Raw genomic sequence first — 23,108 nt, forward strand, 5'->3', positions numbered from 1 at the left:
TGCGTGCTGGTCATCCACGGGGTGTGGCTGCCCGGCGTCGGGCTCGCCGTCTGGGCCGAGGACAGCACCCTGCCGGCGCGGGCGCCCCGCCGCCCCGGCCGGGCGCCGCGCGAACGTCCGCATCCGTTCGCCGCCGGTCCCGCCACGCTGGCCGCCGCGCTCGGCGACCGGCCCGCCCGCGCCACGTCCGTCCTGCTCACCCTCCCCACCCGGGCCGGCTCGCCGCTCGACTCACCGGAGCTGGTGCGGACCACCGTCGGGGAGCCGGGCCGCGGCCCGGTCACCCTGGCCGGCTGGCGGGCGCCCGCCCTGACGTACCCGCCGGACGGCGCGCTCGACCTGCTGCGCGCCCTCGGCGGGGATCCCGGTACGGCCGGCGGCGCTCCCGCCGTGGCGCCGGCGGTCGACGGTCGTCCGGTGGTGCCCGGGGCGGCCCTGCGGCACCTCGCCGAGCTGGCCGGCTTCGCCACCGACCTGGTTGCCCGTGGGCGGATCCTGCCGGGCGTGGCCGAGCCGGCGGCCGGCCCGCCGACCGACGGGCCGGCAGAGGTGCCCGCCCGGGCGGTGTGGCGACCGCTGCTCACCGGGACGGACGCCGCCTGGGCCCGGTCGTTGGCCCTCGCCCTGCCCCCGGCGGCCCGGGCGGCAGCCGACGGCGGTCCCGGACCGGGGTTGCTGGTCGCGGACGCCCTGGACGCCCTGACCGACGCGGCCGCCCGGGCCGCCCTCGCCACCACCGTGCTCACCCGCGGCATGCGTCCCTCCGGGCCGGTCCCGGCCTGGCTCGCCGCCTTGACCGGCGAGCCGGACTTCACCGCCGACCGGGCCGCGCTGGACGTTCTCCGGACCGAGCTGGAGCAGTGGCAGCGCGACGCCGCCGGAGGCGCGGTGCGGGCCAGCTTCCGGCTGGTCGAGCCGGCACCGGACGAGATCACCGACGCGCTGCTGGTGGTGCCGGCCGACCCGGACGGCGTGGTGACGCACGGTGGCCGGTGGCGGATCGAGTTCGGGTTGCAGGCCGCCGCCGAGCCGGGCCTGCTGGTCGACGCCGGACAGGTGTGGCGGGAACCGGAGCGCCTGCCCGGGCTCGGCGCACACCTGGCCGACCCGCAGGAGACGCTGCTGGCCGAGCTGGGCCGGGCCAGCCGGCTCTGGCCGGAGCTGGACGACGCCCTGCGGACGGCGACGCCGGAGGGGATGGAGCTGGACCCCGACGGGGCGCACCGCTTCCTGCGGGAGGGTGCCCCGGTGCTGCACGCGGCCGGCTTCGGGGTGCTCCTGCCGTCCTGGTGGCGGCGGCCGTCGAGCCGGCTGGGCGCCCGGCTGCGGGCGCGCAGCCGGACCGCCCCGGGCACCGTCGCCGCCACCTCCGGTGCGCTGGGGCTGGACGCCCTGGTCGACTACCGGTGGGAGATCGCCCTCGGCGACCAGCCGCTGACCGCCGAGGAGCTGGCCGCCCTGACCGAGCTGAAGTCGCCGCTGGTCCGGTTGCGCGGGCGCTGGGTCGAGCTGGACCCGAAGCGGCTCGCCGCCGGCCTGCGGCTGCTCCGCTCGGCCGGCGAGCTGACCGTCGCCGACCTGCTCCGGCTGGGCCTGGCGGAAGCCGACGCGGCCGACGAGCTGCCGGTGCTGGAGATCACCGCCGACGGCGCGCTCGGCGAGCTGCTCGCCGGGGAGGCGGAGCGGCGGCTCACCCCGGCCGACCCGCCGCCCGGATTCCACGGCACGCTGCGGCCCTACCAGCGGCGGGGACTGGCCTGGCTGGCCTTCCTCCAGTCGCTCGGGCTGGGCGGGATCCTCGCCGACGACATGGGGCTGGGCAAGACGGTGCAACTGCTCGCCCTGCTGGCCGGGGACCCGCCGGAGACCGGGCCGACCCTGCTGGTCTGTCCGATGTCGCTGGTCGGCAACTGGCAGCGGGAGGCGGCCCGGTTCACGCCGGGACTGCGCGTACACGTGCACCACGGGGCCGAGCGGGCACGGGGGGCGGAGTTCCGGACGGCCGTGCACGACGCGGACCTGGTGCTGACCACCTACTCGGTGGCCGCGCGGGACGCGTTCGCGCTGGCCGGCATCGACTGGCACCGGGTGGTGGTGGACGAGGCGCAGGCGATCAAGAACGCCTCGACCCGGCAGGCCGAGGCGGTCCGGTCGCTGCCCGCGCGACACCGGGTCGCGGTCACCGGTACGCCGGTGGAGAACCGGCTGGCCGACCTCTGGTCGATCATGCAGTTCGCGAATCCCGGGTTGCTCGGCCCGGCGACCACGTTCCGCAAGACGTTCGCCGAGCCGATCGAGCGGCACGGCGACGACGAGGTGGCCGGCCGGCTGCGCCGGATCACCGGCCCGTTCGTGCTGCGCCGGCTCAAGACCGACTCGTCGATCATCTCCGACCTGCCGGAGAAGCTGGAGATGGAGGTGCTCTGCAACCTCACCGCCGAGCAGGCCGCGCTCTACCGGGCGGTGGTCGACGACATGCTCGCGAAGATCGAGTCCAGCGACGGGATGGAGCGCCGGGGTCTGGTGCTCGCCACCATGACCCGGCTCAAGCAGGTCTGCAACCACCCGGCGCAACTGCTGCGCGACGGCTCGCCGCTGCCCGGCCGCTCCGGCAAGCTGGAGCGGCTGGAGGAGATCGTCGACGAGGTCCTCGCCGCGGGGGAGAAGGCGCTGCTGTTCACTCAGTACGCGGAGTTCGGCGGCATGCTGCGCGGGCACCTGTCGGCCCGCGTCGGCCGGGAGGTGCTCTTCCTGCACGGCGGCGTGGGCAAGGCCGACCGGGACGCCATGGTCACCCGGTTCCAGTCGCCGGACGGGCCGCCGCTCTTCGTCCTCTCCCTCAAGGCCGGCGGCACCGGGCTCACCCTCACCGCGGCCAACCACGTCGTGCACGTCGACCGGTGGTGGAACCCGGCCGTCGAGGACCAGGCCACCGACCGGGCGTTCCGGATCGGCCAGCACCGCCGCGTCCAGGTCCGCAAGTTCGTCTCCGCCGGAACGGTGGAGGAGAAGGTGGCCGCCATGATCGCCGACAAGCGGAGCCTCGCCGGTCGGGTAGTGGGCAGCGGCGAGCAGTGGGTCACCGAGCTCTCCACCGACACGCTGCGCGAGCTGTTCGCCCTGGAGTCCGGGGCGGTGGTCGAGTGACCACGCCGGACAGTGGGTCGACCGGGCGGTTCACCGAGTTCGGGCCGCCGCGCCGGGTCGAGGGTGGGCTGCGGGCGCGCAGCACCCGGGGCGCGATAGGGCAGTCCTGGTGGTCCCGCCGGTTTTTGGAGGTGCTGGAGTCCTTCGCCCTCGGCACCCGGCTCACCCGGGGCCGGGCGTACGCGCGCCGCGGCCAGGTGCTCCAGCTCGACGTCGCTCCCGGTCTGGTCACCGCCACCGTGCAGGGCTCCCGGCCCGACCCGTACCCGGTGCGGATCGGGCTGGCGGCGTACCCGCCCGAGGTGTGGGCCCGGATCGAGGCGGACCTCGCCGCGCAGGCGTTCTTCAGTGCCCGGCTGCTCGCCGGCGATCTCCCGGCCGAGCTGGAGGAGCTGTTCACGGCGGCCGGCGCGCCGCTGTTCCCCGCCACAGTGGACGAGCTGACCCAGCGCTGCGGCTGCCCGGACTTCGCGGTGCCGTGCAAGCACCTGGCGGCCACCTTCTACCTGCTCGCCGAGGCGTTCGACGCCGACCCGTTCCAGCTGCTGCACTGGCGGGGTCGGGGCCGCGCCGAGCTGCTCGACCGGCTCCGCGCGCTGCGCGCACCCACCGGTGCGCCGGCCACGGCGAGCGGTTCGGCCGGGGTGGGGCCCGGCCCGCTCTCGCCGCCCGGACCGGCGCCGGCCGCCGACGGTTCGCCGGATCCCACCGTGGACGGTGTCGCGCCGGCGGCCGGGGCGGCCCGGGTGCTCGGTGGGCTGCCGGCGCCGTCGCTGGCCGACCCGGTCGACCGGTTCTGGGTGGCGCCGGTGCCGCTGCCCGACCGGCCGCCGACCCTGGCGACCGCTCCCGACCTGCTGCTGCGTCAGCTCGGCTCGCCGGCGCCGGTCATCGGCGGCCCGGGTCTGCTCGAACGGCTGCGCCGGGCCTACCGACACCTCGGCCGGTCGCGGGCGGACCGGGGGGCCGCCGGGCCGGCGGAGCTACAGCCAGCGTCGTCGGAACCGCCACATGAGCCCGGCGTTCGCCACCAGCACCACGGCGCAGATGGCGCCGGCCAGCCGCCCGGCCAGCACGGTCATCGCCGGCAGTGAGGCCCACAGGACGATCGTCAACAGCATGAGGTACCGGCCACGACGGGCGCGCGCCCGGTGGTCCAGCCGGGCGAAGAACTGCGGATCGCTCTCCCGCAGCTGGCGGGTGATCTGCTCGAACCTGCGCTGATCCTCTTTGCTGAGCATGGCGGTGCCTTCCCCTCACGGCTTCAGCGGTTCGGCGGCATACCCGCAACGGAGCCCGGTCACGCGCCGCTCCTGCCGCTGTTTTCGCCTTGCCGGGGGGCGGCGCGGCAGCGAGCTGTGCGCAGCGGCCCAAGCACCGGTCGGACACCTCAGCGCAGGCTTATCCGAACCTTAAATTTGCCTGTGCCATCGAACGCGGCGAACAGCGTCACGAGGGCCGAAAACGTTACGTCCCGGCGTTCCGGGCCGATGTCGGCCTGCTGGGGAGACCCCGCCCGGACGGGGCCGGACCGCCGCCCGGACGGGGGCATGAGCACCGTCTTAAGTGCCCTCGCGGGCGCCGTCGACCCGCCTTGAGCGGCATCCATCGCCTGGCTACCTTGCCGTAGCAACTCCTCCGGCAACAGTCGCCGCCCCTGATGTCCTCCCCGATCCCAGGCAGGCCGGCGCTCGAAGAAAACGGGATTGGTACATGGCCGACCAGAATGTGCCACCACGTCGACCCCGGGACGACCGTGGGTGGGACGCACCACAGCACCCCACCTCGGACGGGTACCGCGACCTGGACGCCGCCGCGACGTACGGCCCCGCCGGTCACAGCGCGCCCGCCGGCTACGGCCGCCCGACCGGGTACCCCGGCGGTACCACGACGCTGCCCCCGCAGGGCGCCCAGTGGGTCGGCCCGGACGGCTTCGGCCGCCAGGGTTACGCCCCGGCGCCCGCCCCGGGACTGCCCAACCTGGACGATGACGGCGACCACGGTCGCCGCACCGGCCGGCGGCGTGCCCTCGCCGCGCTCGGCGGCGCCGCGGTGGTCGCCGGCGGGGCCGCCCTCGCCATGACGCCCCAGGTGCGCGCGCTCTTCCGCGACGACCCGGTGGCCGGTGACGCCACCGGCACCGTGGTCACCGACGGCACCGCCGCCCGCCCCAGCGGCCAGCAGCCGAGCACCGTGCGCACCTACACCGAGCAGAACGAGAGCTACATGGGCTCCCGGGCCGGCGCGGCGCTGAAGCGCAACTCGCCGACCGGCGGCCGGATCTTCGACGGCCCGGCGGCGGCCGCCGCCGCGACCCGGGTGACCGTCAGGACGGTGCTCGCCAAGGACCCGGTCCGGCACCTGGCCAGCCGAGCCACCTTCGGTGCCACCCCGAAGGTGCTGGCCGACCTCAAGCGGCTCGGCATCGACGGCTGGATCCGGTGGCAGCTCGACCCGGAGAAGATCGCGCCGACGAAGGCGGAGCTGAAGCTCGCCGAGCTGCCCACCCTGAAGCTGACCCCGCAGCAGCTGCGCGACCAGCGGGACCAGCTCAACGAGCGGGGCGCCCAGCCGGAGCGGGAGACGGTCGACGCGACCATCGCCCGGCAGATCTGGTCCGACCGGCAGCTCTTCGAGGTGATGGTCGACTTCTGGAACGACTTCCTGCACGTCGCCGCCGACTTCGACGGCGGGGAGATCTACCGCAACTCCTTCGACCGGGAGGTCATCCGCAAGCACGCGCTGGGCAGCTACCCCGAGATGCTGATGGCCGCGAACCGGCATCCGGCGCTGCTGCTCTACCTGAACCAGGTCGACTCGCGTAAGGACGCGGTCAACGAGAACCTGGCCCGGGAAAACCTGGAGCTGTACTCGGTCGGCGTCGATGGCGGGTACACCGAGAAGGACGTTCGCCAGGCCGCGCTGCTGCAGACCGGCCGCGGCGTCGCCGACGGCAGGTACGTCTTCCACGCCGACCGGCACTACGTCGGCAAGGTGAAGATCCTCGGCTTCAGCCACCCGAACAGCTCGGCCGACCCGAAGGCCGCCGACGCGGTGATCGACAGGTACCTCGCCTACCTCGCGCTGCACCCCTCGACCGCCCGGTACGTGGCGCAGAGCCTGGCCACCCGCTTCGTCTCGGACACCCCGCCGAAGTCCCTGGTGGACCGGCTCGCCAAGACGTACGCGACGAACCAGGGCCTGATCAAGCCGGTGCTGATGACCCTGTTCAGCTCCTCGGAGTTCTGGGCCGCGGTGGGCCAGAAGGTGCGCCGGCCGATGGAGTACCTGGTCGCCACCTACCGCACCCTCGGTGTCCGGCCGGAGGCGTGCCCCGGGTTCGCCGGCGACAACCGGCGTACCCCGTACGCGCAGGGGCTGCGGCAGATCCAGGACAAGATGCGGGAGCTGGGCCAGTACCCGATGGGCAAGCCCACCCCGGACGGGTACGCGGACGTCTACGTCGCCTGGACCTCGGCCGGGACCATGGTCGACGGCTGGAACGAGGCCGGCGACCTGCTCGGCGGCTGGCGCAAGCAGTTCACCTACACCGCGCCGGAGAAGCTGGTGGCGAACCCGCCGTCGACTGCCGGGGCGTACGTGGACGCGCTGGCCAGGCGGCTGGTGCACCAGAAGCTGAGCGCCAAGGAGAAGGCGCTGGTCCTCGGCGTCGCCGGGGTTCCGGCGACCGCGAAGGTCGACGCCACGTTCAACGGGGCCATCGCCGCCGTCGCGCGGACGATCCTCGCTTCCCCCCAGCACCACCTCCGGTGAGGCATTCGATGGAGAAGACTTTGTACTCGTTCCCCCTGCACCCCGAATGCCCCGACGTGCGGCGGCTGGCGGACAACCCGACCGAGGCGCTGCTGCGCGCGGAGGCGGACATCGCCGCCGCGGAGAACGCCGTCGAGGCGGACCGGTACCGCCGGCTGGAGGAGTTGGAGGAGGCCCAGCAGGACGGGCGCGGCGTCACCCGGCGGACCTTCGTCGCCGGCGCCGCCGCCACCGCCACCGCGCTGGCCACCGCCCAGTTCGTCACCACCTCGGCGTCCTTCGCGGCGACCAGGACCGGCACCCTGATCCACGTCTTCCTCTACGGCGGGCTGGACGGGCTGAGCCTGGTCGCCCCGACCGACGACCCGGTGCTGCGCAAGGCCCGCCCGGACCTGCTGCTCGGCAACGACTCGCTGGCCGTGGGCCGCGGCTTCAAGCTGACCAGCGCCTTCGCCCCGCTGGAAAAGTGGCTCAAGGCCGGGCAGCTCGGCTTCGTCCCGGCGGTCTCCGATCCCCGGCTGTCCCGCAGCCACTTCCAGGCCTCGGACGCCTGCAACCTGGGCGGCCTGCCCGGCGAGACCGGCGGCCGGGGTTGGCTGGACAGCCTGGTCGACGCGCTCGGCAAGGGCACCGCGTTCCGCAGCGTCGGCATCGGCAGCACGCTGCCCCGCTCGCTGGTCGGCGTCAACGGCGCGCTCTCCCTCAACAGCGTCGGCGAGCTGCGGCTCAACGGCGGCGACAAGTACCGGGCGGCCACCGAGAAGGCGATCAAGGGGCTGTTCACGGGGATCAACCACCCGGTGGAGGAGGCGGTCATCGAGGGGATGGGCGCGCTGGCCACCGCCCAGAAGCTCGCCGCGAAGCCGTACCAGGCCGCCGCGGGGGTGAAGTACGAGGGCGTCGGGTACGCGTTCCAGCAGCTCGCCCAGCTGATCAAGGGCGGGGCGAACGTCCGGGTCGCCACCGTCGGCATGGGCGGCTACGACACCCACGAGAACCAGGGCACCCAGGACGGCGGGAACCTCTGGCGCAAGCTCAACGAGCTGGCCAACGCGATGGCGGCGTTCTTCACCGACCTGGGCGACCGGGCCGCCGACGTGACGATCATGGTGTCCAGCGAGTTCGGCCGCCGGGTCGCCTCGAACAGCGGCGGCACCGACCACGGACACGGCGGGGTGGTGACCATCCTGTCCGGTCGCCGGCTCGCCGGCTCGCTGCTCGGCACCTGGAACGGGTTGACCGAGCTGGACTCGGGTGACGTACCCGAGTACAACAACATGTTCAACGTCTACGGATCCGTGGCGCAGGGCCGGTTCGGACTGACCACGGCGGAGGTGGACAAGGTCTTCCCCCGGCAGAAATACGTACCCATGAAGTTGTACGCGTGACATATCAGGACACCCACGCCGCCGGCCGCCGTACCGGGAGTTCCCTCCCGTACGGCGGCCGTTCGGCTGCCCCCGTAGCCCCGGCGCCGCCCCGCCGCGGACCCGGTGGCCGGCGGACGCTGGCGACCCTGTTCTGGCTCGGCCTGGTGGCGGCGGTGCTGCCATGGTGGCTGGACACCCCGGCCGGTTCGCTGGCCGACACCACCGACGTGCTCGTCGCGGCCGGGCGGATCACCGGCCTGGTCGCCGGCTACCTGCTGCTGGTCCAGGTGGCGATGATGAGTCGCCTCGGCGCGCTGGAACGCTGGGTCGGCGGGGAGCGGATCTCCCGCCTGCACCGCGACCTCGGCGCGACCCTGCTCGTCGCGGTGCTCGCGCACCTCTCGCTGATCGTGGTCGCCTACGCCGGCATGGAGGAGAAGTCGATCCTCGGCGAGGTCGGCTCGCTGCTGCGCGACTACCAGGACATGGTCTCCGCGTTCGTGGCCGCCGGCATCATGATGGCGGTCGGCTTCACCGCCATCCGGGCGATCCGCACCGTCCTGCCGTACGAGCTCTGGTACCACCTGCACCTCACCAGCTACGCCGCCCTGCTGCTCGGCTTCGGCCACCAGTTCAGCAACGGCGCCCAGCTCTTCGAGCCCGGGCCGGTACGCACCGGCTGGATCGGCGCCTACCTGCTGGTGCTCGCCGCGCTGATCTGGGGCCGGGTGGTCGCCCCCCTGCGCTTCAACCTGCGGCACCGGCTGCGGGTCGCGGACGTGGTGGCGGAGAGTCGGGACACCATCTCGATCTACCTGACCGGCCGCCGGCTCAACCAGATCGACATGCTCGGCGGGCAGTACTTCCGCTGGCGCTTCCTCAACGCCGGCGGCTGGTGGCAGTCGCACCCGTTCTCGGTCTCCGCCGCGGCCAACGGCCGCTGGCTGCGGCTGACCGTCAAGGTGGTCGGCGGGCACACCGCCGACCTGCGGGACCTGCGACCGGGCACCGGGGTCTGGGCGGAGGGCCCGTCGGGCACCTTCACCGCCGCGCACCGCACCCGGGAACGGGCCCTGCTGATCGCCGGCGGCAGCGGCATCGCCCCGCTGCGCGCGATGCTGGAGGAGCTGCCCCCGGGCGCCGCGCTGATCTACCGCGCCCGTACCCCGGCCGACGTGCTGCTCCACCCGGAGCTGGACTGGCTCGCCCAGGCCCGGCGGACCTCCGTCTGGTACGTCATCGGATCCCGCGACGATCCCGGCCCGCGCCAGGTGATGAGCCCGGAGGGGCTGCGCCGGATGGTGCCCGACCTGACCCGCCGCGACGTCTACCTGTGCGGGCCGTCCGGGCTGGTCGACGAGGCGGTCCGGGTGCTGCGCCGGGCCGGCGTGCCGCGCCGGCAGATCCACCTGGCCACCTTCGAGCTGTAGAAAGGCACTCCTGGAATGCGTCGCGCCCTCCTCGCGATCACCGGCCTGGCCGCCAGCACCACCGCGCTGGTGGTGCTCAAGGGCAGCCCGGGCACCAGCCAGGTCGCCCAGGACCTCCCCGCCGATCAGGCGTCCGTGGTGCCGGGAGCGTCCGGGGGACCGGCCGCGCCCGGCGTCACCCCGGACCCCGCCGCGCCGTCCCGGTCGACCCGGCCCAGCCGGACCACGGCCCCGACGAAGAGCACCGCCACCGTCCGGGCGACGACGGCGGCGCCGCGGCCCACCACCAGCGCGCCGAAGTCGAGCACCACCCGCACCGTGACCGGGCCGACGGTCACCTACAAGTACGGCTCGCTCCAGGTGCGGATCACGCTGAGCGGGAGCCGGATCGTCGACGCCACCGCCCTCGGCATGCCGGTCGGCGGGCAGTCGGGGCTGCGCGCCGACGACGTGCAGGCCCGCTACAGCGGCACCTCCGGCGAGGTGGTGGCGAAGCAGAGCGCCAACCTGAACACCGTCTCCGGGGCCACCTACACCAGCACCGCGTACAAGCAGTCGCTCCAGGCCGCGATCGACCGGGCCTGACCGGGGTGGCCGAGGTGGCCGAGGTGGCCGAGGTGGCCGAGGTGGCGGCGTCGCGCGGCCGTCCCGGCCTGCGGCGGGTCGAGCAGATCATGGGTACGGCGATCAGCCTGGACCTGGCCGACGACCTGCCCGCCGCGACGCTGCACGAGCTGGCCGAGGAGACCTTCCGCTGGCTCCGCGCGGTCGACGCCCGGTTCAGCACCTACCGCGAGGACAGCGAGGTGCGCCGGTTCGATCGGGGGGAGCTGCCGCTCGCCGGGGCGTCGGCGGAGCTGCGGTGGGTGCTGGAGCGCTGCGCCGACCTCTGGGGCGCGACTGACGGCTTCTTCGACGCGTACGCCACCGGGCGGCTGGACCCGTCCGGCTACGTCAAGGGCTGGGCGGCGCAGGTCGCCTCGGACCGGTTACGCGCAGCCGGCGCCGTCAACCACTGCGTCAACGCTGGCGGCGACGTGCGGGTACGCGGCCACTCGGCCACCGGCGAGCCGTGGCGGATCGGCATCCGGCACCCGTGGGACCCGGCGGCCACCTGCCTGGTGCTCACCGGCACCGACCTGGCGGTGGCCACCTCCGGGGTCTACGAGCGCGGCCAGCACGTGCTCGACCCCCGCCGGGGCACGCCCGCCCCGGGCCTGCGCTCGGTCACCGTGGTCGGCGCGGACCTCGGTGTGGCGGACGCGTACGCCACCGCCGCCGTGGCGATGGGCCGGTCCGGGATCGGTTGGCTGGACCGCCTCCCCGACCACCTGCACGCGGTGGTCACCGACGACGGCCGCCTCCTGCACTCCACCCGCCTTCCCGTCACCGACTGACCGGGCCCGGGGGTGGGGTCAGCGCAGGGGGCGGTGGGTGATGGCGGGCCGGGAGCCGAGCGGGCGCGGGCGGCCGGGGCGGGTGCCCCAGGGGCGGGTGCCGGCCCAGCCGTAGGGGCGGCGTCCGGGCCGCGCTGGTCCGGTGCCGCCGGTGTGGCGTGCCGCGTCGTCCCTGGACATGATCTACCCCCGCTCATTGGCGTCGGTGCGCCGTCATCCGGTTAACGAAGGCGACGTCGCCGGGGACGCTGTCCGGAGGCGGTCGTTCACCCGCCCGGGGGGCGACCGTCCCGCCGCGGGTACCGGCCGGCGGGCACCGGTCGCCCGCGGCGGCTGCCCCACCGGGCCGCCGCCAGCGGCCGGCCCTCACCAGCCGCGCCGGGGCAGCGGCAGCTGGCCGGGGAGCAGGTCGGAGGCGAGCGTCACGCCGGCCGCGCGCAGCGCGTCGATCATGGCGTTCTGCACCAGGTACGAGTCGGGCAGCTGCCAGCGGGCCTGTTCGGGGGCGACGGCCCAGCGCACGATCCCCTCCGGCAGCCGGGTCGGCGGCGCGGCGATCCACGAGCCCGGACCGTGCCGGACCACGTGGAAGCAGAGCTCCAGCTCGGGTCGGAGCGGGTCGCCGGGGCGGACCAGGAACATCCACCGGCCGGTGGGGGTGACCAGGACCGGGCCGCGTACACCGAAGCCGGCCGGGTGGGTCGCGACGGCGTGCAGCACGTGCCGGCCGACGTGCGCCGAGACCTCCAGCACGTCGAACGAGCGCCCGGTGGGCAGCAGCACCCCGTGCGGGCGGCTGCGCCACCAGGTGGCCACCCGGGCCGGGTCGGCGCTCGCCCCGTGCTCCCAGTTCTTTAGGGCGGGATGGCAGCCGACCGTCGGGCAGCCGGCCCGGCCGCAGACGAAGCGGCTGTTGGCCAGGCAGGCGCCCGGGGTCACCGCCCAGCCGTGCGCGGCGTACCGGACCGCGACCCGGCGCAGCCGGACCCGCTCCAGGGGCGACAGGTGAGCGACGCGCGGTCCGACATTCCCCCACATGTGTGCCATCTCCTCTCGCCGTGCCCGGGCTGTCCCCACGTCACATGTCGAGCGCCGTCACTGCCGTAACCCGCGATCGTTGAGCTGACGAAACGGCTCATGCAACTTGCACGAAAAGTACGAGGACTGGCTGTACGGCTGACGCACAGAGTGTGCGACCAGCGAAAACCTGGAGACCGAGGCGTCGCCGCGCCGGCCGACCGGGGGAACGCCACCGGGCGCGGGCAGGGGAGGGATGCGGAGATGGACGAACTGCCGATAGGGCGCCGGGTCGCCTACTGGCGCGGCCGGCGCAAGATGTCCCAGCAGGTCTTCGCCGACCGGCTGGGGAAATCCAAGAGCTGGGTCGACAAGGTCGAACGCGGCGTTCGGCGGCTGGACAAGTTCTCCGTCCTCTACGAGATCGCCGACATCCTCCAGGTCGACGTCCAACTGTTGCTCGGCAAGGACCCGGAGCGGCGTACCGACGCGTTGAACTGCATCGACCAGGTCGAGGTCGAGGAGATCCGCGCCGCGCTGGAGCGGTACGACTCGATGAGCGCGTACTTCGACGCCGCGCCGTACCCGCCGCCGCTGGCCGACATGCGCAAGGCCGTCAACCACGCCTGGCTCACCTACCAGTACGGCCGCTACGGCATGCTCACCCGCGCCCTGCCCAAGCTGCTGCGCGACGCCCAGGCGGCCGACGCCGGCTACGGCGGCGACCAGGCCCGCGAGTCGGCGCACCTGCTCGGGCAGGTCTACCAGATCGCCTCCTCGGTGCTGCGCAAGCTCGGCGAGTGCGAGCTGGCCTGGCTGGCCGCGGACCGCTCGATGGCGGTCGCCCAGCGGGCCGACGACCAGCTGCTGGCCGGCATCGCCACCACCCGGGTCTGTAACGCGCTGGTGGCCATGGGCCGGGCCCGGCCGGCGCTGGAACTCAACGTCAACATCGCCAACCGGCTCGCCCCGGGCGGCGGCAACGACGCCTCCCCGGGCCGGCTCTCCGTCTACGGCATGCTGCTGCTCCAGGGCGCGATGGCCGCCGCCCGGATCGGCGACTCCGCCACGGTGGACGACCTGCTCACCGGGGCCCAGGAGGCGGCGACGCTGCTCGGCGGCGACCAGAACCACTACTGGACGTCGTTCGGCCCGACCAACCTGGAGCTGCACCGGGCCGCCGCCGCGGTGGAGCTGGGCGACGGCGGCCGGGCCGTGGAGATCCACCAGGCCATCCCCGAGCCGGCGTTCAACGCGCTGCTGCCCGAGCGGCGGGCCCACCACCTGCTCGACATCGCCCGCGGCTACACGCAGCTCGGCGACGTGGCGAACGCGGGGGAGATGCTGCTGCGCGGCGACCGGCTCGCGCCGTCCGAGATCCGCTGCCGGCCGATCGCCCATGAGGTGATGGCGGACGTGCTCCGTCGCACACGGGGTGCGCCGCCTCCGCCGATCGCGGAGTTGGCTGGGCACATGGGAGTAGGAGTGTGACTGTGGTGCCGGTCGGATGAACGGTTCGCACCTGAGCGACGGGCGCCGGGAGGTGCTCTACGTCGTGGCCTGCGGTTCGCCGCTGGCGCGGCAGGTGGGTCGGCTGGTCGAGCTGGCCCAGCAGGACGGGTGGGAGGTCTGCGTGGTCACCACGCCGGACGGCGCGAAGTTCGTCGACCGGACCGCGCTGGCCCGGCAGACCGGCCACCCGGTCCGCACCCACTACAAGAACCCGGGCGACCCCGACGTGCTGCCGGCGGCCGACGCGATGCTGGTCTGCCCGGCGACGGTCAACACGGTCAACAAATGGGCGGTCGGGATCACCGACACCCTCGCCCTCGGGCTGCTGATCGAGGGGCAGGGGCTGGGGCTGCCGATCGCCGCGGTGCCGTACACGAACGTGGCGATGGCCGCCCACCCGGCGTTCCGGGCCAGCCTGGCCCGGCTGCAAGAGTGGGGGGTGGCGGTGGTCTTCGGCGACCACGTGGTCCCGCTGCACCCGCCCGGCACCGCCGAGCGCCACCAGGACGCCTTCCCGTGGGCGGCCGGCCTGGCCGCGCTGCGCGGGGTGCGCCGCCCGGTCGCCCCGGTCGGCTGAGCCGCGCACCGATGGGCCGGGGCGTCCCGACCTCGTGGCCGAGCGGGTCGGCGGGGCCCCGCGGGACGGCCCGTCGGCCGGGCGTTCCGGCGTGCCGTGGGCGCGTCCCGGTGGTCGAGGGCGTGTGTCACGGCCCGCGCCGGTAAGCTGGCCGGCCGTGAGCACAACGCGATCCGCGCCCAGGGTGGCCGACGTGGTGGCCGCGCTGGACGTCCGCTATCCGCCCGCCTGGGCGGAGGAGTGGGACCGGGTCGGCCTGGTGCTCGGCGAGCCCACCACCCCGGTACGCCGGATCGCCTGCGTGGTGGATGTGGTGCCGGAGACGGTGGACGAGGCGCTCGCCGCCGGGGCCGAGATGATCGTCGCCCATCACCCGCTGCTGCTGCGCGGCGTCTCCTCGGTCGCCGCCACCACGTACAAGGGCCGGATCGTGCACCGGCTGATCAAGGCGGACGTGGCGCTGTACGTGGCGCACACCAACGCCGACGTGGCCGATCCCGGCGTCTCCGACGCCCTGGCCGCCCGATTCGGGCTGACCGGGCTCCGCCCGCTGCACCGGCCGCGCCCCGGTTCCCCGGCGGACGCCCCCGGGCGGGGCATCGGCCGGATCGGACAGCTGCCCGTGCCGATGACCCTCGCCGAGCTGACCCGGCACGCCGCCGCCGTGCTGCCCGTCACCGCCTGGGGAGTTCGCGCCGCCGGGGATCCCGGGCGTATGGTTCGTACCCTCGCCGTCAGCGGCGGCTCCGGGGACGGCTTCCTCGCCGAGGCCACCGCCGCCGGGGTGGACGCGTTCCTCACCGCCGACCTGCGCCACCACCCCGCCGGTGAGCACCTCGCCGCCGGCGGCCCCGCCCTGCTGGACGCCGCCCACTGGGCGACCGAACGACCCTGGCTGGACGACCTGGCCGCCCACCTCCGGGACGCGCTGAGCGTCGAGACCGTGGTGTCCGACCTGGACACCGACCCGTGGACCGTGCATGCCGCCGCACCCCGACCGGACAAGGAGCCCCGCCCGTGAAGGCTGACCCGAAGGTGCAGCGCCGCCTGCTCGACCTGCAGGCGATCGACACCGCGCTCGCCCAGCTCGCCCACCGCCGCCGGTCGCTGCCGGAGCGGGCGGAGCTGGAGGCCCTGGCGCGGGAGTTGTCCGCGCTGGAGGACGAGCGGGTCCGCGCCCAGGTGGCGGTCGACGACCTGGATCGGGACATCGCCCGGCTGGAGAAGGACGTCGACCAGGTGCGGGCGCGCAAGAGCAAGGACGAGGCCCGGCTGGCCGCGGGCGGCGGTCCGGCCCGGGAGCTGGAGGCGCTCCAGCACGAGTTGGCCTCGCTGAACCGCCGGCAGAGCGACCTGGAGGACGCCGAGCTGGACCTGATGGAACAGCGGGAGACCGCGCAGGGGGTGCTCGACGGGATCGAGCGACGCCTCGCCGAGACCCGGGAGCGGCGCGCCGCGGCCGAGCAGCGCCGGGACGCCAGCCTCGCCGAGATCGCCAAGGAGGAGGACTTCAAGCGCTCCGCCCGCCAGCCGCTCGCCAGCGACCTCCCGGCCGACCTGGTCGGCCTCTACGAGAAGATCCGGGAGGACACCGGGCTGGGCGCGGCGCTGCTCACCGGTGCCCGCTGCGGCGGCTGCCGGCTGGAGATCTCCGGCGCCGACCTGGCCCGGATCCGCAAGACCGCCCCGGACGACGTGGTCCGCTGCGAGGAGTGCCGGCGGATCATGGTGCGCACCAACGAGTCGGGGCTGTAACCGCCGTGGCGGTGCGCGCGGTCGTCGTCGAGGCCGACGGCGGGTCCCGGGGCAATCCCGGCCCCGCCGGCTACGGCGCGGTGGTCCGGGACCCGGCGACCGGTGCGGTGCTGGCCGAGCGATCCGAGTCGATCGGCACCGCCACCAACAACGTCGCCGAGTACCGCGGCCTGATCGCCGGGCTGGAGGCCGCCGCCGAGCTGGGCGCCGCCGAGGTCGAGGCGCGGATGGACTCCAAGCTGGTGGTCGAGCAGATGTGCGGCCGCTGGCAGATCAAGCACCCCGGCCTGCGGCCGCTCGCCGCGCAGGCCGCCGGCCTGGTCGGCCGGTTCGACAGCGTCCGGTTCAGCTGGATCCCGCGGGAGCGCAACAAGCACGCGGACGCCCTGGCCAACGCGGCGATGGACGTCGCCGCCGGCAAGGCCCCGAGCCGGGCCACTGTCGCGCCGCCCCGGATCGTGGAGCCGCCGCGCGAGGTCGCCGGCCCCGACTCGGCGGCCCGCGCGGCCGCCCGCGAGGTGGCCGCCCGGGTGGCCATCGGGCGCGCCAGCGGCACCGATCCGGCCACCATCCCGGCGTCCTGGGAGCCGCGCCCGACGGAGGAGGCCACCCGGCTCATCCTGGTCCGGCACGGCGAGACGGAACGGACCGTGCAGAAGCGCTACTCCGGCCGCGGCGACGTGCCGCTGTCGGACCGCGGCCGGGCCCAGGCCCGGGCCACGGCCGCCCGGGTGGCCGCGCTCGCCCCGTCCGTCGCGGCCGTGGTCAGCTCGCCGCTGTCCCGGTGTACGGCCACCGCCGAGGCGATCGCCGCCGCCGTCGGCAACCCGCCGGTACGCCCCGACGACGACCTGATCGAGTGCGACTTCGGGCTCTGGGAGGGCCGGACCTTCGCCGAGGTACGCGAGGGCTGGCCGGGCGAGCTGGACGCCTGGCTCGCCTCGACCCGGATCGCCCCGCCTGAGGGGGAGTCGTTCGTCGCCGTCGCCGAGCGGACCGGCCGGGCGGTCGACCGGCTGCGCGCGGCGTACCCGGGGGAGACCGTCGTGGTGGTCTCCCACGTCTCGCCGGTCAAGCTGGTACTGCGCGACGCCCTGGCCGCCGGCGACGCCTTCCTGCACCGCCTCTACCTGGACACGGCCGGCATCTCGCTGCTCGACCTCTACCCCGACGGCGGCGTAGCCGTCCGCGCGGTCAACGACACCGCCCACCTCACCAACCTCTAACCCCGCCCCCGTCGTGCACTTTCTCGGAAAGAGTGGCCATTCCCCGCGGAATGGCCACTCTTTCTCTGTATGTGCACGGGCGGGGCTGGGGTGGGTTGGGGGTGGGTGGGTGCCGTTCGGCGCAGGTGGGGGGCCGTTCGGCGCATCTCCTTCGCACCGTCGAACGTGACTGCGCTCACAGGGTCGTAGCCTCCGGCCGTCACATGGCTAGTTACGACTTTCCCGGAGGTGTGTCACATGGCAGCACCCGAACCGGAGGCGCCGACCACGGCGCGATCCAGGGCGAAGGACCACAGTCCCTGGAACTGGTTGCTTTTCATACCGATCGTGGTGCCGCTCATCCCGGCCCTGTTCAACGCCGACTCACCCCGGCTGTTCGGCTTCCCGCGCTTCTACTGGCTGCAACTGGCCTGGATCATCCTCGGCGTGGCCACCACCACGCTGGTCTACCAGATGACCAAGAAGCGGGGTGACCGGTGATGCGCGCTCACCTGACCGAGATCATCGTCTTCACGTTCCTCTTCCTGCTGGTCAGCGCGATGGGCTTCGTGGCCGCCCGCTGGCGGGCGCCGCGGGACATGGCCCACCTGGACGAGTGGGGATTGGGCGGCCGCAACTTCGGCGGCTGGATCACCTGGTTCCTGGTCGGCGGTGACCTCTACACCGCGTACACCTTCGTGGCGGTGCCGGCGCTGGTCTTCGGCGCGGGTGCGATGGGCTTCTTCGCCGTGCCGTACACGATCGTGATCTACCCGCTGGTCTTCCTGGTGCTCTGCCGGCTCTGGTCGGTGTCGCACCGGCACGGCTACGTCACCCCGGCGGACTTCGTCCGGAACCGGTTCGACTCGCCGATCCTGGCGCTGCTGGTCGCGATCACCGGCATCCTCGCGACCATGCCGTACATCGCGCTGCAGCTGGTCGGCATCGAGGCGGTGCTCAAGACGATGGGCGTCACCGGGGAGAGCACGATCGCCCGGCACCTGCCGATCATCATCGCGTTCGCCATCCTGGCCGCCTACACCTACCAGTCCGGCCTGCGCGCCCCGGCGCTGATCGCCTTCGTCAAGGACTCGCTGATCTACATCGTGATCCTGGTGGCGATCATCTACCTGCCGTACAAGCTGGGCGGCTGGGGCGACATCTTCAACGCGGCGGACGCGAAGTTCAAGGCGTCACCCGCTCCTGGGGACGGCATCCTGCTCAACGCCAACAACCAGCTCCAGTACGTCACGCTGGCGTTCGGGTCCGCGCTAGCGCTCTTCCTCTACCCGCACAGCATCACCGGCGTGCTGGCCAGCCGGAACCGGGACGTGATCAAGCGGAACATGTCCGCGCTGCCGGCGTACAGCCTGCTGCTCGGCCTGATCGCGCTGCTCGGCTACATGGCGATCGCGGCCGGGGTGAAGCCGCTGCCGGGGGCGACCCAGGGCAGCGTGGACGGCAACACGGTCGTGCCGCTCCTGTTCGACCAGCAGTTCCCGGACTGGTTCGCGGGCGTCGCGTACGCGGCCATCGGCATCGGCGCGCTGGTGCCGGCGGCGATCATGTCGATCGCGGCGGCGAACCTGTTCACCCGCAACATCTACAAGGAGTACCTGAAGCGGGACGCCACTGCGGCGCAGGAGGCGAACGTCTCCAAGATCACCTCGCTGGTGGTGAAGGTCGGCGCGGTGGCCTGCATCGTCTTCCTGGACCCGCAGTTCTCCATCGACCTCCAGCTCATCGGCGGCGTGATCATCCTCCAGACGCTGCCGGCGGTGGCGCTGGGCCTCTACACCCGCTGGTTCCACCGCACCGCGCTGATCGCCGGCTGGGCGGCCGGCATGGCGATGGGCATGTGGATGCTCTACCAGATCGCGAACCCGGCGACCGGGAAGAAGCACTTCGCCGGCTCGGCCTTCCCGCTCTCCGAGTTCGGCTTCGACACCAAGAAGACGATCTACGTGGGCATCGTGGCGGTGCTGGTCAACCTGGTGGTGGCCGCGCTGCTGACCCTGGTCCTGCGGGCCGCGAAGGTGTCGGGCGGCGTGGACCACACCACGCCGGACGACTACTTCGCCGACGAGGGCGACCCCCGGGTCGTCCCCGGTGCCGAGCGGGACGCCGACTCCGCCCGGGAGCCGGTCGCCTGAGGTGAGCGAAGGGGGCCCCCGGCTGTTGAGCCGGGGGCCCCGTTGCGCGCGTCAGCGGGGCCGGGGGCGGGATTCCAGGGCCTGGTTGAGCCGGTGCAGCAGCTCGGCGAGGCTGTCCCGGTCGTCGGGGGACCAGGCGGCGAGGATGTCGCCGTAGAGCCGGGTGCGGGCCGCCTGGACGGCGGCCATCCGCTGGAGTCCGGCCGGGGTGGGGGAGATCACCGTGCCCCGGCCGTCGGTCGGGTCGGGGGTACGGGCGATCAGGCCGTCCCGCTGCATCGCGGAGACCTGCCGGGTGACCGTCGAGCCGTCCAGGTTCAGCTTCGCGGCGAGCGCCGAGACGTTCTGTGGGCCGACGCTGGCCAGATGCCGCAGGATCACGTACGCGGCCCGGTCGAGCAGCCGGTGCTCCGTCGTGCCGGTGCCCCGCCGGGTGGCCTCGCCGAAGCGCATCAGCAGCGCGACCTCGGTCTCGATCCGACCGAGGGCGAGCTCGTCCCGGTCCGCGGTGTGCTCGTCCGTCATAGCTGTATGATACAACAGAACTACCTGTACGATACAGCTATCTGTCTGGAGGCGCGGAGTGGATCGGCGATCCGAACCCAACCGCAGTGCCATCTACGCCACCACCCTGGTGGCCTTCCTCGCCATCGCCGGCATTGCCGTGGTGGACCCCATCCTGCCGGCCATTGGCGAGGACATCGGGGTGACCGCCTGGCAGGTCGAGCTGCTCTTCACCGCCTACATCACGGTGATGGCGGTCGGCATGATTCCGGCGACGCTGGCCAGCGGCCGGTTCGGCTTCAAGCCGGTGCTGATCACCGGTGTCTCGGTGGTCGGCCTGGCCGCCATCCTCGCCTCGTTCAGCGACAACATCGTGCAGCTCTCCGTGCTGCGCGGCGTCTGGGGACTGGGCAACGCGATGTTCTTCGCCACCGCGATGGTGGTGCTGGTCAACCTCGCCGTCGACCGGGAGTGGGTGGTCGGCCTCTTCGAGACCGCCCTCGGCCTCGGCTTCGCCGTCGGGCCGTTGCTCGGCGGCCTGCTCGGCCACGTGAGCTGGCGGCTGCCGTTCTTCGTCTGCGGCCTCTTCATGGTGCTCGCGCTGGTGGTGGCGGCCCGCAAGCTCCGCGAGCCGGCCAACCGGCAGGCGCCGGTCCGGGTCGGCCAGATCTTCGCCACCTACCGCAGGCCGGCGTTCATCGCGCTCTGCGTGGTCACCGCCGCCTACAACTTCGTCTTCTTCGTGGTGCTCGGCTACACGCCGCTCTTCCTGCACCTCGACGTGGTGCCGCTGGGGCTGGCCTTCACCGCCTGGGGCCTCGGCCTGGCCGCCGGCATCCTGGTGATCGGGCACCGGCTCGCGCACCGGATCGGCGCGGTGCAGACCGTCGGCGTGGCCATCGCCGGCCTGCTGGTCTGCATGGCGCTCTTCGCCACCTCGGGCTCCACCGCCGAGTCGCTGGTCGTCCTGGTGCTCGCCGGCCTCTGCATGGGCCTGGCCAACGCCAACCTCACCGACCTGGCGCTCGGCCTCGGCTCCCGCGACCGGCGGGTGGCCACCGGCGCGTTCAACCTGGTCCGCTGGGGTGCCGCCGCGCCCGCGCCGATCATCTCCGGCAAGCTCGCCGAGCACGGGCTGGCGCTGCCGTTCTGGGTCGGCTTCGCCGTTCTCGCCGCCGGCGTGCTGGTCTACCTGGCCTCCGCCCAGCTGATGGCCGCCGGTTATGGCGAGCGGGTGCTCTGGTCCCGCTGGAACTCCGCCGCCCGCGACGCCGAGCACGCCCCCGAGGAGGCGGTCGGCGAGGCGTACTGAGTTCCCCCCGGCCCCTGGTCGAGCCGCCCCGGTACCGCGTCGCGCCGGGGCGGCTCGGCGTCCGGGGCCCGCCGCCCGAAAGGCCTCAGCGCAGCGCGCGCCAGAGCAGGTAGAGGCCGATCGTCGTGCCGAAGACCACGATCAGGGTCTTCAGCACCACCGGCGGCAGCCGGCGGACCAGCCGGGCGCCCGCGTACCCGCCGACCAGCGTCGCCGGCGCGACCACCGCGACGGCCGCCCAGTTGACCGGGCCGAAGAGCGCGAACACCACCAGCGTGGTCAGCCCCACCATGGCGGAGAGCAGATTCTTGATCGCGGACACCCGGGCCAGCGTGGTGTCCAGCACCAGGGCCAGGCCGGCGACCAGCATCACCCCGAGCGCCGCGCCGAAATAACCGCCGTACACGGTGCCCAGGGCGACCATCGCCTGCACCGTGACGGTCCGGCGGTGCGGGCTGAGGTCGGCCGGGTGACCGACCAGCCGGCGCAGCGGATCCTGGAAGGCCAACACGGCGGTCGCGCCCAGCACCAGGAACGGCACCACCAGCTCGAAGGCCCGCGCCGGGGTGGCCAGCAGCAGCACGCAGCCGACCACCGTGCCGAGCACCGCGGTGGGCAGCAGGCGCCACAACGACCGCCCGGGCGGCAGGTCCGTCCGGCTGCCCGCGACGCTCGCGACGTACCCGGGGAAGACCGACACCGAGTTGCTGACGTTCGCCGGAACCGGCGGCAGCCCGACCGCGATCAATGCCGGGAAGGTGAGGAGGGAACCGCCCCCGGCCACCGCGTTCACCGTGCCCGCGGCGAGACCGGCGGCGAGCAGGAGCGCGGCGTCGGAGAGGTCCATGATCCCCAGAGGCTAGTACGCTCCCGTCCGCGCCGCCTGCTGCGCACCGCGTACCTGCTGACCGGCAGCCGGGACACTGCGCAGGGGTGAGCGGCTCCTCGGCGAAGGGCTGGTGTCGGACTGGTGATCGGCGGCGGGGAGGGCCGGTCTCCGCCGTCCCCGCCGGCCACCCGTGTCCGGGTCGGAAATGAGCGCGGCCGTCGGGTCGTTAGGATGAGAGCGCGACGGACGAGTCGACCGGGCGGTCGCGTCGATGGGCTCCGGCCCGTCGCCGAGGAACGTCCGGACTCCACAGGGCAGGGTGGTTGCTAACGGCAACCCGGGGTGACCCGCGGGACAGTGCCACAGAAAAAAGACCGCCGGCCCTAAACGGGACGGTAAGGGTGAAACGGTGGGGTAAGAGCCCACCAGCATCCCGGGTGACCGGGATGGCTCGGTAAACCCCACCCGGAGCAAGGCCAAGAATGGGTCGTCACCGCAAGATGACGGTCCGCGCAGACGCTTGAGGGCTGCCCGTCCGATGTCTGCGGGTAGGCCGCTGGAGCCTGCCGGCGACGGCAGGCCGAGATGGATGGCCGCCGCCGACGACGCCCTCCGGGGCGGCGTCGGTCACAGAATCCGGCGTACAGGTCGACTCGTCCGTCGCCCACCAGGTCAGCTGCCCTCGCATGGTGGCTGACCTGCTGTTTTGTTGAGTGCTAGTGGTCAGCATTGGTCGGCAATTGACGGCCCCGCGACGGCCCGAACGGCCCGGACACGGCCCAGGCACCGCAGGACGACCCATGGCGGCCTGCACTCTGCCTGTTGTCCGCAAACGGGGCATCCGTGTCGGCTCCGCTCTGGAAAGGTGATCCAGATGACCGCCCAGACTCACTGGCAGGCGTGGCATGAACCCTACGCAGATGAAACTTCCCCGCTGTCGCGTCGACTGCGGCTGGTGCAGCAGCACATCGCCTCGTGGCTTGATCAGCGTTCGGGCGAGCGGCTGACTGTGGTGAGCGCGTGCGCGGGGCAGGGCCATGACCTCATCGGTGTCCTTGCCTCACGGCCTGATGCTCGTCGGCTACACGGGACCCTGCTTGAGTACGACGCGGGCAACGTGGCCGCC

General features: G+C 73.6%; 19 protein-coding genes, 1 other RNA gene and 1 pseudogene. 17 read left to right on the top strand and 4 right to left on the bottom strand.

The annotated features are described in order from the left end of the window. Nucleotides 1-3 precede the first annotated feature (3 nt). The gene (locus I8N68_RS23430) at nucleotides 4-3,147 is read left to right on the top strand and encodes a DEAD/DEAH box helicase (protein ID WP_200214106.1); all 3,144 of its coding nucleotides are present in this window, start codon (nucleotides 4-6) and stop codon (nucleotides 3,145-3,147) included. After that, nucleotides 3,144-4,241 (top strand): SWIM zinc finger family protein, encoded by a 1,098-nt coding sequence (locus I8N68_RS23435; RefSeq protein ID WP_200214110.1) that lies wholly within the window; start codon nucleotides 3,144-3,146, stop codon nucleotides 4,239-4,241. The genes I8N68_RS23430 and I8N68_RS23435 overlap by 4 nt, the downstream gene beginning before the upstream one ends. Here I8N68_RS23435 and I8N68_RS23440 read toward each other — a convergent pair. Continuing rightward, nucleotides 4,131-4,388: a DUF3040 domain-containing protein gene (locus tag I8N68_RS23440; RefSeq protein WP_200214113.1), complete on the bottom strand. Its 258-nt coding sequence runs from the start codon at nucleotides 4,386-4,388 to the stop codon at nucleotides 4,131-4,133. The genes I8N68_RS23435 and I8N68_RS23440 overlap by 111 nt on opposite strands. Before the next feature lie 472 nt (nucleotides 4,389-4,860). Here I8N68_RS23440 and I8N68_RS23445 point away from each other — a divergent pair, with 472 nt between their 5' ends. From I8N68_RS23445 to I8N68_RS23465, 5 genes are all read left to right on the top strand, one after another. Then, the gene (locus tag I8N68_RS23445) at nucleotides 4,861-6,921 is read left to right on the top strand and encodes a DUF1800 domain-containing protein (protein ID WP_200214116.1); all 2,061 of its coding nucleotides are present in this window, start codon (nucleotides 4,861-4,863) and stop codon (nucleotides 6,919-6,921) included. 8 nt (nucleotides 6,922-6,929) lie between these two features. After that, nucleotides 6,930-8,309: a DUF1501 domain-containing protein gene (locus tag I8N68_RS23450; protein ID WP_200214119.1), complete on the top strand. Its 1,380-nt coding sequence runs from the start codon at nucleotides 6,930-6,932 to the stop codon at nucleotides 8,307-8,309. Then, nucleotides 8,306-9,721: a ferredoxin reductase family protein gene (locus I8N68_RS23455; protein ID WP_200214131.1), complete on the top strand. Its 1,416-nt coding sequence runs from the start codon at nucleotides 8,306-8,308 to the stop codon at nucleotides 9,719-9,721. Before I8N68_RS23450 ends, I8N68_RS23455 begins: the two co-directional genes overlap by 4 nt. A gap of 15 nt (nucleotides 9,722-9,736) precedes the next feature. Further along, on the top strand, nucleotides 9,737-10,306 hold the full coding sequence (locus I8N68_RS23460) for an FMN-binding protein (RefSeq protein WP_200214133.1): 570 nt from the start codon (nucleotides 9,737-9,739) through the stop codon (nucleotides 10,304-10,306). A gap of 89 nt (nucleotides 10,307-10,395) precedes the next feature. After that, nucleotides 10,396-11,118 (top strand): FAD:protein FMN transferase, encoded by a 723-nt coding sequence (locus I8N68_RS23465; protein WP_200214205.1) that lies wholly within the window; start codon nucleotides 10,396-10,398, stop codon nucleotides 11,116-11,118. Nucleotides 11,119-11,484: 366 nt separating this feature from the next. Here the strand turns inward: I8N68_RS23465 and I8N68_RS23470 are convergent, their stop codons facing one another. After that, on the bottom strand, nucleotides 11,485-12,156 hold the full coding sequence (locus I8N68_RS23470; protein WP_200214136.1) for a bifunctional DNA primase/polymerase: 672 nt from the start codon (nucleotides 12,154-12,156) through the stop codon (nucleotides 11,485-11,487). 243 nt (nucleotides 12,157-12,399) lie between these two features. On the opposite strand from I8N68_RS23470, the gene I8N68_RS23475 reads away from it, so the two are divergent. The 7 genes from I8N68_RS23475 to mctP all read left to right on the top strand — a co-directional run bounded on the left by I8N68_RS23475 (nucleotide 12,400) and on the right by mctP (nucleotide 19,337). Continuing rightward, nucleotides 12,400-13,626: a helix-turn-helix domain-containing protein gene (locus tag I8N68_RS23475; protein WP_200214138.1), complete on the top strand. Its 1,227-nt coding sequence runs from the start codon at nucleotides 12,400-12,402 to the stop codon at nucleotides 13,624-13,626. A gap of 16 nt (nucleotides 13,627-13,642) precedes the next feature. Then, nucleotides 13,643-14,224, top strand: coding sequence for a flavoprotein (locus I8N68_RS23480; RefSeq protein WP_200214142.1), 582 nt, complete (start codon nucleotides 13,643-13,645; stop codon nucleotides 14,222-14,224). Nucleotides 14,225-14,417: 193 nt separating this feature from the next. Beyond that, nucleotides 14,418-15,245, top strand: a complete 828-nt coding sequence (locus I8N68_RS23485) for a Nif3-like dinuclear metal center hexameric protein (protein ID WP_372433813.1) — start codon at nucleotides 14,418-14,420, stop codon at nucleotides 15,243-15,245. After that, on the top strand, nucleotides 15,242-15,979 hold the full coding sequence (locus I8N68_RS23490) for a zinc ribbon domain-containing protein (RefSeq protein WP_200214152.1): 738 nt from the start codon (nucleotides 15,242-15,244) through the stop codon (nucleotides 15,977-15,979). The genes I8N68_RS23485 and I8N68_RS23490 overlap by 4 nt, the downstream gene beginning before the upstream one ends. Nucleotides 15,980-15,984: 5 nt before the next feature. Then, nucleotides 15,985-17,205, top strand: a complete 1,221-nt coding sequence (locus tag I8N68_RS23495; protein WP_200214155.1) for a bifunctional RNase H/acid phosphatase — start codon at nucleotides 15,985-15,987, stop codon at nucleotides 17,203-17,205. A 237-nt stretch (nucleotides 17,206-17,442) separates the two neighbouring features. Continuing rightward, nucleotides 17,443-17,685 carry a DUF3311 domain-containing protein gene (locus I8N68_RS23500; RefSeq protein ID WP_200214158.1) on the top strand — a complete coding sequence of 81 codons (243 nt, stop codon included), beginning with the start codon at nucleotides 17,443-17,445 and terminating at the stop codon, nucleotides 17,683-17,685. After that, complete coding sequence (mctP, locus tag I8N68_RS23505; protein WP_200214161.1) at nucleotides 17,682-19,337, top strand: monocarboxylate uptake permease MctP; 1,656 nt, start codon at nucleotides 17,682-17,684, stop codon at nucleotides 19,335-19,337. Before I8N68_RS23500 ends, mctP begins: the two co-directional genes overlap by 4 nt. Nucleotides 19,338-19,388: 51 nt before the next feature. Here the strand turns inward: mctP and I8N68_RS23510 are convergent, their stop codons facing one another. Continuing rightward, complete coding sequence (locus I8N68_RS23510; protein ID WP_200214164.1) at nucleotides 19,389-19,862, bottom strand: MarR family winged helix-turn-helix transcriptional regulator; 474 nt, start codon at nucleotides 19,860-19,862, stop codon at nucleotides 19,389-19,391. A 58-nt stretch (nucleotides 19,863-19,920) separates the two neighbouring features. Between I8N68_RS23510 and I8N68_RS23515 the strand changes: the two genes are divergently transcribed. Beyond that, entirely contained in the window at nucleotides 19,921-21,153 is a 1,233-nt protein-coding gene (locus I8N68_RS23515; RefSeq protein ID WP_200214166.1) for an MFS transporter, read from the top strand. A gap of 85 nt (nucleotides 21,154-21,238) precedes the next feature. Here the strand turns inward: I8N68_RS23515 and I8N68_RS23520 are convergent, their stop codons facing one another. Continuing rightward, entirely contained in the window at nucleotides 21,239-22,000 is a 762-nt protein-coding gene (locus I8N68_RS23520; protein ID WP_200214169.1) for a sulfite exporter TauE/SafE family protein, read from the bottom strand. A gap of 229 nt (nucleotides 22,001-22,229) precedes the next feature. Between I8N68_RS23520 and rnpB the strand changes: the two genes are divergently transcribed. Further along, an RNA gene (gene rnpB, locus I8N68_RS23525) (RNase P RNA component class A) lies at nucleotides 22,230-22,642 on the top strand. Between the two features lie 214 nt (nucleotides 22,643-22,856). Further along, nucleotides 22,857-23,108, top strand: a pseudogene (locus I8N68_RS23530) (SAM-dependent methyltransferase); the annotation flags it as partial.

The sequence above is a fragment of the Micromonospora coerulea genome (genome assembly GCF_016598485.1).
GTDB classification, from domain to species: Bacteria; Actinomycetota; Actinomycetes; order Mycobacteriales; family Micromonosporaceae; genus Micromonospora; species Micromonospora coerulea.